The following is a 15,399-nucleotide window of genomic DNA, read 5'->3' on the forward strand; positions in this document are numbered from 1 at the left end:
AAACGCCCCCGGTCGCGAGACCGGGGGCGTTTTTGTTTGTCTGGGGGATGTGCAGGTTGGGCCTTCAAGATCAAGAGCCCCTCACCCTAGCCCTCTCCCGGAGGGAGAGGGGACTGAATGGGGGATATTCGTGAGATGCACCGACTTGCAAGAATTCTGCTGAATCCATATCGATTTGGTGGGGCTGTACCGAATCCATAATCGACTGGGTGTTTCAGGTCGATGTATGGCGCCAGACACCTCACCCCAGCCCTCTCCCTCCGGGAGAGGGCTGGGCGGGCGGCGTTCCGATGAGGGTTGGCTTTTAGAACTTCTCGATCGCGCGGAAATTCTGCTCGCGCACGACTTCCTTCGGCTTGTACGCGCAATACCCCGGCCGCGGGCCGATCTTCGGGTGATTGCGGCAGGTATCCGGGCGTTTGTCATAAATGGTGCACAAGCGGCTCTTACGATCCAGGTAGTAGCAATCGTTGTTGCTCATGCGCTGCAGGGTAAAGATGCCGGACTTCTGATTGAAGCGTTCAACCAGACCTTCCTTTTGCAGACGCTTGGCGATGTTCTTTGGCGGATCGCCCAGTTCGAACTCGTCGACCACGCCGATACGCACCAGATCCTTGATCTTCACCTCAACCGGCAGCGTGCAGCAGCTGGACACGCAGGAACCGCACATCGGGGCTGAGTATTTCGCCCACGTATCGAGACGATCGATCTCGGCGGCGGCAATCAGGTTGGGCTTCATCATCGGGAGTTACCAGGTGTGTATGCATCAGGGCGCGCGATCATACCGGGACTGGTGGATTTTTGAACAACCTTTCGCCAGATTTTTTCTGCGTGCAGGCACATTGCCGGACAATTCGGCACGGCCCCTGCATTCATTAGCTCACTCGCCAAGGTAATGCCGGGCTATCTCACAGTCTCAGGAAATACTGCCGAACCGGAGCCGCTACCGTCGGTCAGACCGTCTAGGCTCAGACAATTCCCCGCTCGCTCGAGGTCCTATCGATGACTCAAGAACCACTAGTTCGCGAAGCAGAGGTGGCCGCATTCCGCGACGCCGTCCTGACCAAACTCACCTATGCGGTGGGCAAAGACCCCGATCACGCCTTCGACCATGACTGGTTCGAAGCCATCGCTTTGGCTGCGCGTGATCACATGGTCGAGCACTGGATGGACCACACCCGGCAGATCTACCGTAAAGGCCAGAAGCGGGTGTATTACCTTTCGCTGGAATTCCTCATCGGCCGTTTGCTCTACGACAGCCTCAGCAACCTCGGTCTGCTCGACGTCGCCCGTGAAGCGTTGACCGAACTCGGTGTCGACCTGGAGCGTATTCGTTTACTGGAGCCCGATGCTGCGCTTGGCAACGGCGGCCTCGGTCGTCTGGCCGCATGCTTCATGGAAAGCATGTCGACCCTCGGCATCGCTGGACACGGATACGGCATCCGCTATGAGCACGGTTTGTTCCGCCAGGCCATTGTCGATGGCTGGCAGCAGGAGCAGACCGAGCACTGGCTGGATTTCGGCAACCCGTGGGAGTTTGAACGGCCGGAAGTCGTCTACTCCATCGGCTTCGGCGGCAGTGTCGAAACCGTCACCGATGTCAGCGGCAAATCCAAACAAGTCTGGTCGCCGGCAGAGACCGTCCGCGCGATTGCCTACGATACGCCGGTGGTCGGCTGGCGCGGGGCGAGCGTGAACACGTTGCGCCTGTGGCGTGCTCGCGCCATGGAAGATTTGCACCTAGAGCGCTTCAACGCCGGTGACCACTTGGGCGCGGTTGCTGAAGTGGCCCGCGCCGAAAGTATCTCCCGCGTGCTTTACCCGGCGGACAGCACCGAAGCAGGGCAAGAGCTGCGCCTGCGCCAGGAATACTTCTTCGTCGCTGCTTCCTTGCAGGATCTGCTGCGCCGCCATCGCAACATGCACACCTCGGTGCTGACCCTTGGCGATCACGCAGCCATCCAGCTCAACGACACCCACCCTTCGATTGCCGTCGCTGAACTGATGCGGCAATTGGTCGACGTCTACGATGTGGCGTGGGATGCGGCGTGGCAAGTCACCGTCGACACGCTGTCATACACCAACCACACGCTGCTGCCAGAAGCGCTGGAGACCTGGCCGGTGGGTTTGATGGAACGCATGCTGCCGCGACACATGCAGATCATTTACCTGATCAACGCTCAGCACATTGATTCGCTGCGGGCCAAAGGCATTCACGATTTCGACGTGCTGCGTGCGGTGTCGCTGATCGAAGAAGACAACGGTCGCCGGGTGCGCATGGGCAACCTCGCGTTCCTCGGTTCGCACAGCGTCAACGGTGTGTCTGGCTTACACACGCAGTTGATGCGCAAAACCGTGTTCGCCGAACTGCACAAGCTCTACCCGGAGCGGATCAACAACAAAACCAACGGCATTACCTTCCGCCGCTGGCTGTATCAGGCCAACTCCGAACTGACTTCGATGCTGGTCGACGCGCTCGGCCCGGATCTATTGGATAACCCCGAAGAGCGTCTGCTCGATCTCGAGCCGTTCGCCGAAAAAACCGCGTTCCGCAAAGCCTTCGCCGAGCAACGTCTGCACAGTAAAAAGGCTTTGGCCTATCTGATTCACGAACGGCTGGGTATCGCGGTCAACCCGGCGGCCATGTTCGATGTGCAGGTCAAACGGATCCACGAATACAAACGCCAGTTGCTCAACCTGATGCACACCGTGGCGCTGTATCAGGCGATCCGCGCCGAGCCGGAAGTCGATTGGGTGCCACGCGTGAAGATCTTCGCCGGTAAAGCCGCGGCGAGTTATCACCAGGCCAAACTGATCATCAAGCTGACCAACGACATCGCTCGGGTGGTCAACAACGACCCGACGGTGCGTGGTCTGCTGAAAGTGGTGTTCCTGCCCAACTACAACGTCAGCCTGGCGGAGAGCATCATTCCGGCGGCGGACTTGTCCGAGCAGATATCCACCGCCGGTTTCGAGGCCTCGGGCACCAGTAACATGAAATTCGGCCTCAACGGCGCGCTGACCATCGGCACGCTGGACGGCGCCAACGTCGAGATGTGCGAACGCATCGGGGCCGAACACATGTTTATCTTCGGTCTCAGCGCCCAGCAGGTGGAAGCGCGTAAACAAAACCACGAGTTCAGTGCGTTGCCGGACATTGCTGCGTCGCATCGTTTGAACGATGTGCTGCAAGCGATTCGCGGCGGGGTGTTCTCGCCGGATGACACCTCGCGCTATACCGGGCTGATCGACTCGCTGGTGGATTACGACCGCTTCCTGGTCTGCGCCGATTTCGACTCCTACTGGGAAGCGCAGAAGCGTGTTGAAGCGCACTGGCATGATTCCAACAACTGGTGGCGTTCGGCAGTGCTCAATACGGCGCGGATGGGCTGGTTCTCCTCGGACCGGACGATTCGCGAGTACGCCACGGATATCTGGAAAGCGCTGGAGTAACTTTCCGCAACAAATGTGCGCAAGGCCCAACGTTTGTTGGGCCGCATCGATATACTGAGCGCCGGTTACCGGCTGCTCCAGTCACCACCAATCCAAAGTGGGAGCGAGCCTGCTCGCGAAGCGGTTGTCATGTTAAACAGAAATGTTGCCTGACAAACCGCTTTCGCGAGCAGGCTCGCTCCCACAGGGTTTGTGCCTAGACTGAAGCAATCGCCGGACTCGCCCCGTCTTGGGGCTGCTTAGGGATATCGACCATGCAATGGATGTTCATGTTGATCGGGCTGGTGCTCGGCTGGCTGCTCGACGAGTCGTTCAGTGATGCGTTATTAGGCGCGTTGCTGGGGCTGGTGATCGGGCAGACGATCCGCATCGCGCGACTTGGCTCGCAGGCGATGGAGCAGCAACGTCAACTTGAGCAGGCGAAGGTCGCTTTGCAGGGCGTCGAGCAACGTCTGTTTTTACTGGAAGGCGCGCCCATTCATGCCGCGCCACCACCGAGTGCGGTGCCGGTTACCGAGCCTGTCGTCGAATCTATCAAAGCCGCCGAAGCAGCCCCGGCCCCCGAACTGGTCTGGGAACTGCCGCCCGAACTCGAACCGATTTCCGCCGTCGCCAGTGAAACCAGTCAACCGCTGCCCGCTGATGTCTGGCGCCTCGACGCCGTCACGCCCGAACCATCAAAACCCGCCGAACCCCGTGGCCCGAATCTGATCGAACGCGGCATCAGTGCTGCGCGCAACTGGTTGTTTGGCGGCAACACCGTGCTGCGCGTTGGCGTGGTGTTGTTGTTCTTCGGCTTGGCGTTCCTGTTGCGCTATGCCACCGAAGGCATGGTCGTGCCGATCGAATTGCGTTACGCCGGTGTCGCGGCGGCCGCGTTGGGCCTGCTCGCGCTGGGTTGGTGGCTGCGTCGGCGCAACAGCAATTACGCGTTGATGCTGCAAGGCACCGGGATCGCGGTGCTGTACCTGACGGTGTTTGCGGCGATGCGTCTGCACCCGTTGCTTGATCCATCGGCCGCGCTCGGCCTGCTGGTGGCGGTCACCGTTTTCTCGGCGATCCTCGCCATCACTCAGGATGCTTTAGGGCTGGCGGCTGCAGCGGCATTGGGCGGTTTCGCCGCGCCGATCCTGACCTCGACCGGCGCCGGTAACCATGTCGCGCTGTTTAGCTATTTCGCGCTGCTCAACGCCGGCATTCTCGCCATCGCCTGGTTCAAGGCCTGGCGTCTGCTCAACCTGATCGGCTTCGTCGGCACCTTCGGCATCGGTTTCGCCTGGGGCCTGCGTTCGTATGCGCCGGAGCTGTTGTGGAGCACCGAGCCGTTCCTGATTCTGTTCTTCCTGATGTACCTCGCTATCGGCCTGCTGTTTGCCCGGCGCAAATTGCTCGATATGTCTGACGCGCCGGCAGACAGCGACCGTGATGCCTTGCTGCACTGGTCAGCGCGCAAGGGCGATTACGTCGATGGGACGATGCTGTTCGGCCCGCCGATCATTGGCTTCGGTTTGCAGTTTGCGCTGGTCCAGCATCTGGAGTTTGCCGCCGCGTTCAGCGCGCTGGCACTCGGCATGATTTACATGGCGCTGGCCAAGGTGTTGATGGGCGGGCGCGCGATGTTGCTGGGCGAAACCTGTCTGGCGCTCGGGGTGATTTTTGCCAGCCTGGCGATTCCGCTGGGACTGGATGCGCGCTGGACGTCGGCGGCGTGGGCGGTGGAAGGTGCGGGGATTTTCTGGCTGGGGTTGCGTCAGCATCGACCGTTTGCCCGGGCCTTTGCCTTGCTGCTACAACTCGGTTCCGCGCTGGCGTTCCTCAGTCAGTTGCGGGTTGGCGAGAGCAGTCTGCTCGACGGTGCTCCGCTGGGCGCGCTGATGCTGGGTATTGCCCTGCTGTTCAGTTTCGATCAATTGCGCAAGGCCGCGCCGGAACAGGCATCGCCTTGGGAGCGACAAGGTCTGCCGGTGTTGGCGTCTCTGGGCCTGACCTTCCTCTATCTGCTGGCACCGCTATTTTTCTTCGTTCAGGCCACGGCAATCAGTTGGGCGCTGGCCGGGCTGGCGACTCTGTTTGTCGGTCTGCGGATTCAATCGCGTACGTTCCTGTTCAGCGCATTTGCCGTGCAATTGCTGGGTGGCGCGTTGTTCCTGCTACGTCTGCAAGGTGCGGGGGAAGATTCCGCCGCAGTGTTCAGTGCTGGCTGGAGCGGTTTGCTCAGCGCGTCGTTGATCGGTCTGGCATTGATCGCCGGCATGCTGCTGGCGGCTCGCGATGAGATGGTGCGTGGCGATGTGCGTCTGCTGCGCGGTTTGTCGGTGGTGCTGTTGGCCGGTCTGGTGCTGATCAATCTGGCGGTGCTGTTTGTGCTGCCGTGGCAAACGGCGAGCGCTGTGTGGGCGGCGAGTGGTTTGCTGATCATCTGGCTGAGCCTGTACCTCAAGCAGCGCGTGAGCTTTGTTTTCGGTCTGCTATTGCAGGTGATTGGTGGCGCGGCGTTTTTGCTGGCCGGCCCCGAGTTGCTTGGGCCGCTGTCCAGCGAAGGTCTGAAGCCTTTGGCCCATGGCGGATTCTGGACGCCGCTGGTGTTGGGGCTGGCGGCGATGATCGGTGCGTGGCGCCTGCAACTGGGCAATCATGCCTCGGCATTCGATGCGTTGAGTTTGCAGCGTTTGTCAGAAGTGTTGCTGGTGTGGGGCGCCGGTTGGTGGGCGTTGGCGTGGGTCAGCGAGGTGCTGCGCTTCGCATCGCCGACTCTGCAAGGCACCTTATTGCTGTTGGTCGCCGCCGTCAGCGTGGCGTTGTGGACTGTGTTGTCGCTACGTTTGAAATGGCCGGCGCTGGGCTTGCTCTGCACTTTGCTGATTCCGGCTGCCGGACTTGTCCTGATCGCCGCGTGGCACTCGCGTTATCACCCGGCGGCCGATTTCGGTTGGCTGGCGTGGGCAGCCGTGTTCGCCGTGCATTTCTTCAGCCTGCGACGTTTGGCGCCGATGCTGCCGGCGCGCGTCTTGAGCACGGCGCATGTGCTCGGCTGCTGGCTGCTGATCGGCGTGCTGGCGCTGGAGTTGCGCTACGGTCTGCTGCTGTTGTCCGAGCAATACAACGCCTGGCGCTGGCTGGGCTGGGCGATTCTGCCGAGCGTTTATCTGTTGCTGGCAGCGGCACCGCGCACTTGGCCATGGCCGGTTGCCACGTTTGCCCGCGAATACCGCTTATATGCCGCCGCGCCGTTGGCGGTGTTGATGCTGGCGTGGTTCTGGCTGGCGAATGGTGTCAGCGATGGCAATGCCGAACCGCTGCCGTATGTGCCTTTACTCAACCCTTTGGAATTGGGCCTGCTGTTCGCGTTGTTCGGCGTTTACGTATGGTCGCGCAGTGCGATTTCGCAGTTGTCGATCCGTCAGGACTACGCCGATTACGGCACACAGCTGATCGCCGGGATATCGCTGTTCGCCTTCTGCACCGCGTTGGTCACCCGCGCCGCGCACCATTGGGCGGGGATCCCGTTCGAACTGGACACGCTGCTCGCCTCGATGCTGGTGCAGGCTGGCTTGTCGATCGTCTGGACGCTGATGGCGCTCGGGCTGATGATCGGCGGCCACCTGCGCCATCGCCGCGAGGTCTGGCTGATCGGTGCGGCGCTGATTGCGCTGGTGGTGGCCAAACTGATTTTTGTCGAACTGAGCAACCGTGGTGGCCTCGCCCGGATCGTCTCGTTTATCGGCGTTGGCGTGTTACTGCTGGTGGTCGGCTATTTCGCGCCGCTGCCGCCCAAACGCGTTGAAGCTGAGCCGGCGGCGGACAAACCGGCCCCGGACACCGAAGGAGTTTCATCTTGAGTCGCATGCGAAATCTGGGTTGGTTGGCGTTGGGCGTGGTGATGGTGGCCGGCGCACAGGACAAACCGGCGGACTTTGCCACGCAGGTGCCGTTGTCGGTCAGCGGCAACGGTCCGTGGTACCGCCTCGAATTGCCGCTGAGCGTGCAATTGCAGGCGCGCCAGACCGATCTCAGTGATCTGCGTGTGTTCAACGCCGCCGGCGAAGCGCAGGCTTACGCCTTGGCACGCGAATCGGCACAGACCCGCGACGACGGTCAGTTGCACGAGGTGAAGTGGTTCCCGCTGTACAACGCCGCCGACGCCAGTGAACGCGCGCCGAACGTGCGCGTGCAATCGACCACCAACGGCACGCTGGTCGAGGTGCAGCCGTCCAGCCAGTTGGAGGCGGGTGAAGAGGTTCTGCGCGGCTGGTTGTTGGATGCGAGCGCGATCAAGGCGCCATTGCAGCAGTTGATCCTCGATTGGACCAGCGAGCGCGACGGTTTTCAGCGTTTCAGTATCGAGGCCAGCGATGACTTGCAGCACTGGCAGCCGTGGGGCGAAGGTCAGGTGGCACGACTGACTTTTTCCGATGAGCGCATTGAGCAGCACGAGGTGACGTTGCCGGGACAATCGGCGCGCTACGTGCGGTTGCTGTGGGAGTCGCCGAACTCGGCGCCGATCCTGACGGCGGCCCAATTGAAAAGCAGTGATCCGCGCAACGTTCCGCTGCCGTTGGTCTGGTCGCAAGAGTTGGCCGGCGGCAGCGCCAAGGCCGGGGAGTACACCTGGCAATTGCCGATGGGGCTGAATATCGAGCGGGTGCAGGTCGAAATCAAACAACCGAACAGTCTGGCACCGGTGACATTGGCGGGCCGACGTGAGAGCAGCTTGCCGTGGCAGGCGCTGAGCAGCGGTTTGCTCTATCGCCTGACCCAGAATGGTCAGGACGTGGTGCAGAACGAATTGCAGCTCTACGGGCAGACTGTGCAGCAGTTGAAGCTGACGGTGGATGAGCGTGGCGGTGGTCTGGGTGAGCAGGCGCCAAGCGTGAAGTACGCGGTGCGAGCGACGCAGGTGATTTTCCTTGCGCGCGGGGAGGGGCCGTACAGTCTGGCGTTGGGCAACCCGAGTGTGAAGACAGCGAATCTGCCGTTGGCGACGCTGATTCCGGATTTCAAACCGGAGAAACTGGCGGCGTTGGGTAAGGCTGTGGTTCAGGGTGAGGCGGTGGCTACGCAGACTTCTACCGCGACTACGGCGGCGGTGGCTGAGACCAACTGGAAGAAGATCGGCTTGTGGGCGGTGTTGTTGCTCAGCGTGGTTTTTCTCGGGGCGATGGCGTTCAGCTTGTTGCGCAAGCCGCCAACCAACACCTGAGAATGGCTGGCGCTGCGCGCCATTCGCGAGCAGGCTCGCTCCCACAGTGGATCTTCAATGGACGCCAATTCAGCGGTCACCCCCGATTCCCTGTGGGAGCGAGCCTGCTCGCGAAAGCGGCGTGCCAGCCAATACATATTCCGAACTGATCAATTAACCCCCAGCCACACCCGTCCGATTTCCAACTACGCTAACCCCGCTACCTGAACTCTCCACCCACATTCACGTCTCATGCAGGCAATTACACCCCAACGCACGTTACCGGGCGTCTTCGCTCGCTACGTTTTCAGACTCCCTGTAAACTGCGCGGGTTTTTAGCCCCCCATTCCACCGGAGCCGTCCATGTCCCGCGTTACCCTGAGTCGCTATTTGATTGAGCAGACCCGCAGCAATAACACTCCTGCCGATCTGCGTTTCCTGATCGAAGTGGTGGCGCGTGCTTGCAAAGAAATCAGCCACGCCGTGTCCAAAGGCGCCCTGGGTGGTGTTCTGGGCAGCATGGGCACTGAAAACGTCCAAGGCGAAGTGCAGAAGAAGCTCGACGTGATCTCCAACGAGATCCTTCTCGAAGCCAACGAATGGGGCGGTCACCTGGCTGGCATGGCGTCCGAAGAAATGGACAATGCCTACCAGATCCCGGGCAAATACCCGAAAGGCGCGTACCTGCTGGTATTCGACCCACTGGACGGCTCGTCGAACATCGACATCAACGCCCCGGTCGGCACCATCTTCTCGGTACTGCGTTGCCCGAACGAATACCTGAGCCAGAACGAGCCGCTGAACGAGAAAGCGTTCCTGCAGCCAGGCACTCAGCAGGTTGCCGCCGGTTACGCGATCTACGGCCCGCAAACCATGCTGGTACTGACCCTGGGCGACGGCGTCAAAGGCTTCACCCTCGACCGCGAAATGGGCAGCTTCGTGCTGACCCACGAAGACATCACCATTCCTGAGTCGACCCAGGAATTCGCCATCAACATGTCCAACCAGCGTCACTGGGAAGCCCCGGTACAACGCTACGTGGGCGAGCTGCTGGCCGGTGAAGAAGGTCCGCTGAAAAAGAACTACAACATGCGTTGGGTCGCGGCGATGGTTGCCGATGTACACCGCATCCTGACCCGTGGCGGTCTGTTCATGTACCCGCGCGACAGCCGTGAGCCTTCCAAGCCAGGCAAACTGCGTCTGATGTACGAAGCCAACCCGATGTCGTTCCTGGTGGAACAAGCGGGCGGCGCGTCCACCGACGGTCACCAGCGCATTCTCGACATTCAGCCTGAAGGCCTGCACCAGCGTGTAGCGGTGTTCCTCGGTTCGAAAGAAGAAGTCGCACGCGCTACGGCCTACCACAAGGAATAAACCATGACCGCGCTCTGGCAGCCGTTGCTCGATTGGTGGTTCGGACAAGCCGAATCCCCCGACGAGATATCGGCTGACAAGGGCAAGTTGTGGTTCGGTAAGCGAGACAGCCAAGACCTCGAAGCGCGTGAGCGTTTCGGGGTCTTTGTCGATCAGGCCCTGGCCGGCGAATTGACCGCGTGGACGCAACGTCCCGAAGGTTGGCTGGCGGTAGTGCTACTGCTCGATCAACTGCCGCGAATGATCTTTCGCGATACTCCCAAAGCGTTTTCCGGTGATCTGCGCGCGCAGAAACTCGTCGCCCAAGGCATTGCGGCGGATTTCGATCGGCAGTTGAAACCGATCCAGCGGGTGTTTATTTATCTGGTGTTTGAGCACTGCGAGAATCTCGCGGTGCAGAACGAGGCGGTTTCCAGGTTTATCGAACTGGTGGCTGAACAGCCGGAAGGGGAGCGAGCGGTGTTTGCCGACAATCTGGATTATGCCGAGCGACATCAGAAAGTGATTGCGCGGTTTGGCCGGTTTCCGCATCGCAATGCGGTGTTGGGGCGGGAGTCTACGGCTGAGGAGTTGGTGTTTCTTTCTGAGCCGGGGTCGCGGTTTTAAGGGCTTACCCTCACCCTAGCCCTCTCCCAAAGGGAGAGGGGACTGACCGAGGTGTCTGGTCTTGATACATCGACCTGAGATATCGAGTCGAACTCAGGTTTGAACAGCATGAAGATCGGCTCCCTTTCCCCCTCGCCCCCCTGGGGGAGAGGGTTGGGGTGAGGGGGTAAAGATCTTGATCTTTAAATCCTGAAACTACCCACCAATTGCTTCAACCGCGCCGCCTGCTGCTCAAGATCCGAACAAGCCCGCAACGTCGCCTGCAAGTTCTCCACACCTTCCTGATTCAGCGTGTTGATCTCATTGATATCCAAGTTGATCGACTCGACCACAGCGGTCTGCTCTTCGGTCGCCGTGGCCACCGACTGGTTCATCCCGTCGATCTCGCCGATACGCTGAGTCACGCTGCCCAATCGCTCGCCGGCCTGATTGGCGATGCCGACGCTGCTTTCGCTCTCGCGCTGGCTCTCGGTCATGATGCTCACCGCCTGACGCGCACCGACCTGCAGCTCTTCGATCATCTTCTGCACCTGCTGCGCCGAATCCTGAGTGCGGTGGGCGAGGTTGCGCACTTCATCGGCAACCACGGCGAAACCACGACCGGCTTCACCGGCACGCGCCGCTTCGATCGCGGCGTTGAGTGCGAGCAAGTTGGTCTGCTGGGAAATGCTGGTGATCACTTCAAGAATCTGACCGATGTTCACCGTGTTGCTGTTCAAGGTTTCGATGTTGCCGCACGAATCACTGATCTTCGCCGACAACTGCTGCATCGCGTGGATGGTTTTATCCACAACCTGCTGACCGTCGACCGCGAGGCTGCGCGCGTCGCTGGAATGCTGCGACGCGAGGGCGGCGTTCTGGGCGATTTCCTGTGCGGCGGCGCCGAGTTGGTTGATCGCCGCGGCCACGCTGTTGGTGCGCGAGGCTTGCTGATCGGAGTTGTACATCGACGAGTTTGACGCCGCGACCACGCGCAGGGCGACTTCGTTGACCTGGCCGGTGGCCGAGGATACTTCGCGGATCGAGGTGTGGATGCGCTCAACAAAACGGTTGAACGAAGTGCCCAGTGCGCCGAACTCGTCGTTGCCGTGAATCACCAAGCGTTTGGTCAGGTCGCCTTCACCTTCGGCGATGTCGTGCATCGCGCGGCCCATGGTCAGCAGCGGTTGCATCAGCACGCGGATGAGCATGCCGAGCAGGGCGATGATGATCACCACGGCAATAACCATGGCGATCAGTGCCGAGGTGCGGAATTCGCTGAGCATCGAGAACGCGGTGTCCTTATCCAGCACCAGCGCTACGTACCAGTCGGCCGACGGCACGCCGTTGATGTGGGTGAAGGAGATCAGTTGGGTCTTGCCGTCGAACTCGACTTCTTTCAGGCCCGGGCTGACTTTAGGTGCACCGTTCGGGTAGGCCTCGGCGAGGGTCTTGAGTACCAGTTTGCTGTCCGGGTGGATCAGGATCTTGCCCTCGCTGCTGACGATGAACGCGTGACCGTGGCCGCCGAAGTTCAGCGAGTTGATGATCGCGCTGACACTGGTCAGGTCAATGTCCGCGCCGGCGACGCCGAGCATCTGGCCCTGGCGCTGCACCGGGGTGGCAACGGTGATCACCAGTTTGCCCGAGGAGGCGGCGATGTACGGTTCAGTGACGATGGTCTGCTGCGCGCTGTTCGCTGCTTTGTACCAGCCGCGTGCACGTGGATCGTAGTCCGGTGCGCGGTTGCCGGCCGGTACCGAGAACATCACGCCGTCAGCGCCGCCGAAATAACTGAGCTGGAAATTACCGGTATAGGCGGGCAGGTCGATGATGCGTTTCAGGCTGGCGGGGGCGTTGCCGTCGACCGCGACTTGCTGCGACAACGATTGCAGCAACTGAATGCGGCTTTCCAGCCAGGTCTGGATGTTGCTGGTGGTCAGGCTGCCCAGTTCCTGCATCGAGGCTTCGGTGCTCGTGCTCAGGGCTTCGCGCTGTCGATAGTCGTTGAAGAAAATGAAACAGGCGAACGCAACGGCCACCACAAGGGCGGCAGCCAACAAGATCTTGTGGCTGAATTTCATGTTTCTGGTCATCGAATGAACTACCGCGAAGGGGCTGGTCAAGAAAGGGCGGCAATTTGCCACACTCGGGGGCTTTGCGCTGCTCTTATTTCGACCGCGGCGCGCCAAAGATTAGGCGTCTTTGGTGAAAGGCGACGAAATGCTCAATAGCCCTACAAAGTGTCTGATTTATCGGCAAATGCCAGACGGGCGGGCTAATAAATAGCCGTTCCTCCACGGAACCAGATGAGGGTTTTCTCTTCTAAGCTTCTGGTTGGCACCATGCCATCCCCCCTCGTTCCAGGAGTTACACCATGTCGCTGCGATCTATCGCCCTTCTGACGTTTTGCGTGCTGTTGGCCGCATGCAGCAAGGTCAATCAGGAAAACTACTCGAAGCTCTCGGCCGGTATGGCCAAGGCCGAAGTCGAGACTCTGCTCGGCAAGCCCACCGATTGTTCGGGCGCGCTCGGCATGTCCAGTTGCACCTGGGGCGACAAGAACAGCTTTATCAGCGTGCAGTACGCCGGTGACAAAGTGCTGATGTTTTCCGGCCAAGGCCTGAAGTAAACCGGGGCTTCGCGCCCACGGAGAAGAAAAATGAAGCGGTTATTGCTGATCCTTTTTGCCGGCCTGGTACTGGCCGGCTGCGCCAGTTCCGGCGTCGACCCGTTGGCGCCGAAAACCGTCAACAGCGTCAATCTCAAGCGCTATCAGGGCACCTGGTACGAGCTGGCGCGCTTGCCGATGTACTTCCAGCGCAATTGCGCGCAGTCCGAAGCGCATTACACCCTCAAGCCTGACGGCAATGTCGCAGTGCTCAATCGCTGCCTGACGCCGGACTGGCAGTGGGAAGAGGCCAAGGGCACGGCCTATCCACAGGTGCCGGGCAAGACTGACAAGCTTTGGGTGGAGTTCGACACCTGGTTCTCGCGGCTGATTCCGGGTGTGGCGAAAGGCGAATATTGGGTGCTGTACGTCAGCGATGACTACAAGACCGCCATCGTCGGCGACCCGAGCCGCAAGTACATGTGGTTGCTGTCACGCACGCCGACCGTCAACGGGGTGGTGCGTGAAGAACTGTTGAGCAAGGCGCGTCAGCAGGGCTATGACACCACGCGACTGATCTGGCGCGCGTCGGATCGGCAGATGGCCAAGACCTCGAACTAAAGAACACCACAAAACCAATGTAGGAGTGAGCCTGCTCGCGATAGCGTTGTGTCAGAGCACAAATAAGTGACTGACACACTGCTATCGCGAGCAGGCTCACTCCTACATTTGGTTATGCGTCGCCCAGGAGGTCGCGCAGGACTTGGGTGAACGCGCGAGCACTGTCCTCTTCCCCGGCATGTCGACCATCGCGCACAACCCACTGGCCATTGACCAGCACATCACGCACCTGACGATCGCCGCCGGCAAACAACCAGCGATTCAAAATCCCGTCACCGCTCGCCGTCGCCAGATACGGATCGTTGCCATCGAGCACAATCCAGTCCGCACGTTTGCCAACTTCCAGCGCGCCAACCGGCTGCCCCATCGCCTGCGCACCGCCATCCAGCGCTGCGTCATACAACGTACGCCCGACCATCGGTTGATCCGCACCATACAAACGGTTACGTCGCTGATCACGTAGGCGCTGGCCGTATTCCAGCCAACGCAATTCCTCGACCACGCTGAGCGAGACATGGCTGTCGGAACCGATGCCCATGCGTCCGCCCTGGGCGAGGAAATCCACCGCCGGGAAAATCCCGTCGCCCAGATTCGCTTCAGTGGTCAGGCACAGGCCGGCAATGGCGCGACTCTTGGCCATCAGCGTGACTTCTTCCGGATTGGCGTGGGTGGCGTGCACCAGGCACCAGCGCTGATCGACTTCGGTGTTTTCGTACAGCCATTGCAGCGGACGCCGACCGCTCCAGCTCAGGCAGTCATCGACTTCTTTCTGCTGTTCGGCGATGTGGATGTGAATCGGGCATTGCTTGTCGCTGGCCGCCAAGACTTCGTTGATCTGCTGCGGGGTCACCGCGCGCAACGAGTGGAAGCACAGACCCAACGACTGCGCCTTTTGCTGCGCCAGTAACGGCTGCAAACGCGATTGCAGATTCAGGTAATTTTCGGTGCTGTTGATGAAGCGGCGCTGGCCGTCATTCGGCGTCTGGCCGCCAAAACCGGAGTGGCTGTAGAGCACCGGCAACAGGGTCAGACCGATGCCGCTTTCACTCGCCGCCTGACTGATGCGCAACGCCAGTTCAGCCGGATCGGCATAAGGCTGGCCATTGCTGTCGTGGTGCACGTAATGAAATTCGGCCACCGATGTGTAACCGGCCTTGAGCATTTCGATGTACAGCTGACGGGCAATCACGCCGAGCTGATCGGGGCTGATTTTTCCGACGAGCCGATACATCAGATCACGCCACGTCCAGAAACTGTCATTCGGATTACCGGCCACTTCGGCCAGTCCCGCCATCGCCCGCTGGAACGCGTGGGAGTGCAGATTCGGCATGCCCGGCAGCAGCGGGCCGCTCAGCCGTTCGGCGCCATCTGCGGTGGAATCGGCCTGGATTTGGGTCAGCAGGCCATCGGCACTGACTTCAAGACGTACATTGTTGGCCCATCCGTTAGGCAGCAGCGCGCGTTCGGCAAAGAAGGCGGACATGGTTCAGCACCCCATCGTGTGTTATTTGTATATACATATACAGACGTTTGCCTGCCCGGTAAACTCCGGCAAGCTAGCCACTTTCATCCAATG

The 15,399-nt window shown here is 60.4% G+C and carries 10 protein-coding genes and 1 pseudogene; 7 read left to right on the plus strand and 4 right to left on the minus strand.

What is annotated here, in order from left to right:
* Positions 1–304: 304 nt before the first annotated feature.
* Entirely contained in the window at positions 305–742 is a 438-nt protein-coding gene (locus tag VY732_RS01700) for a YkgJ family cysteine cluster protein (RefSeq protein ID WP_038359983.1), read from the minus strand.
* Between the two features lie 260 nt (positions 743–1,002).
* Between VY732_RS01700 and VY732_RS01705 the strand changes: the two genes are divergently transcribed.
* From VY732_RS01705 to VY732_RS01725, 5 genes are all read left to right on the plus strand, one after another.
* Positions 1,003–3,453 carry a glycogen/starch/alpha-glucan phosphorylase gene (locus tag VY732_RS01705; RefSeq protein WP_331693580.1) on the plus strand — a complete coding sequence of 817 codons (2,451 nt, stop codon included), beginning with the start codon at positions 1,003–1,005 and terminating at the stop codon, positions 3,451–3,453.
* A gap of 254 nt (positions 3,454–3,707) precedes the next feature.
* Positions 3,708–7,292, plus strand: a complete 3,585-nt coding sequence (locus VY732_RS01710) for a DUF2339 domain-containing protein (protein WP_331693581.1) — start codon at positions 3,708–3,710, stop codon at positions 7,290–7,292.
* Complete coding sequence (locus VY732_RS01715) at positions 7,289–8,653, plus strand: DUF3999 domain-containing protein (protein WP_331693582.1); 1,365 nt, start codon at positions 7,289–7,291, stop codon at positions 8,651–8,653. Before VY732_RS01710 ends, VY732_RS01715 begins: the two co-directional genes overlap by 4 nt.
* A gap of 342 nt (positions 8,654–8,995) precedes the next feature.
* Entirely contained in the window at positions 8,996–10,006 is a 1,011-nt protein-coding gene (locus tag VY732_RS01720; protein ID WP_007909265.1) for a class 1 fructose-bisphosphatase, read from the plus strand.
* A 3-nt stretch (positions 10,007–10,009) separates the two neighbouring features.
* On the plus strand, positions 10,010–10,612 hold the full coding sequence (locus VY732_RS01725) for a DUF924 family protein (protein WP_331693585.1): 603 nt from the start codon (positions 10,010–10,012) through the stop codon (positions 10,610–10,612).
* Between the two features lie 182 nt (positions 10,613–10,794).
* Here VY732_RS01725 and VY732_RS29875 read toward each other — a convergent pair whose 3' ends face one another.
* Positions 10,795–11,559, minus strand: a complete 765-nt coding sequence (locus VY732_RS29875; RefSeq protein ID WP_442968568.1) for a methyl-accepting chemotaxis protein — start codon at positions 11,557–11,559, stop codon at positions 10,795–10,797.
* Positions 11,560–11,700: 141 nt separating this feature from the next.
* Positions 11,701–12,687: pseudogene (locus VY732_RS29880) on the minus strand (cache domain-containing protein); the annotation flags it as partial.
* A 281-nt stretch (positions 12,688–12,968) separates the two neighbouring features.
* On the opposite strand from VY732_RS29880, the gene VY732_RS01735 reads away from it, so the two are divergent.
* Positions 12,969–13,223, plus strand: coding sequence for a hypothetical protein (locus VY732_RS01735; protein WP_003220802.1), 255 nt, complete (start codon positions 12,969–12,971; stop codon positions 13,221–13,223).
* A 30-nt stretch (positions 13,224–13,253) separates the two neighbouring features.
* On the plus strand, positions 13,254–13,823 hold the full coding sequence (locus tag VY732_RS01740) for a lipocalin family protein (protein WP_116029265.1): 570 nt from the start codon (positions 13,254–13,256) through the stop codon (positions 13,821–13,823).
* Positions 13,824–13,935: 112 nt separating this feature from the next.
* Here the strand turns inward: VY732_RS01740 and VY732_RS01745 are convergent, their stop codons facing one another.
* Positions 13,936–15,306 carry a formimidoylglutamate deiminase gene (locus VY732_RS01745; protein WP_137218599.1) on the minus strand — a complete coding sequence of 457 codons (1,371 nt, stop codon included), beginning with the start codon at positions 15,304–15,306 and terminating at the stop codon, positions 13,936–13,938.
* Between the last annotated feature and the right edge of the window lie 93 nt (positions 15,307–15,399).

The sequence above is a fragment of the Pseudomonas sp. ZY71 genome (assembly GCF_036542145.1).
In the GTDB taxonomy this organism is placed as follows: Bacteria; Pseudomonadota; Gammaproteobacteria; order Pseudomonadales; family Pseudomonadaceae; genus Aquipseudomonas; species Aquipseudomonas koreensis_A.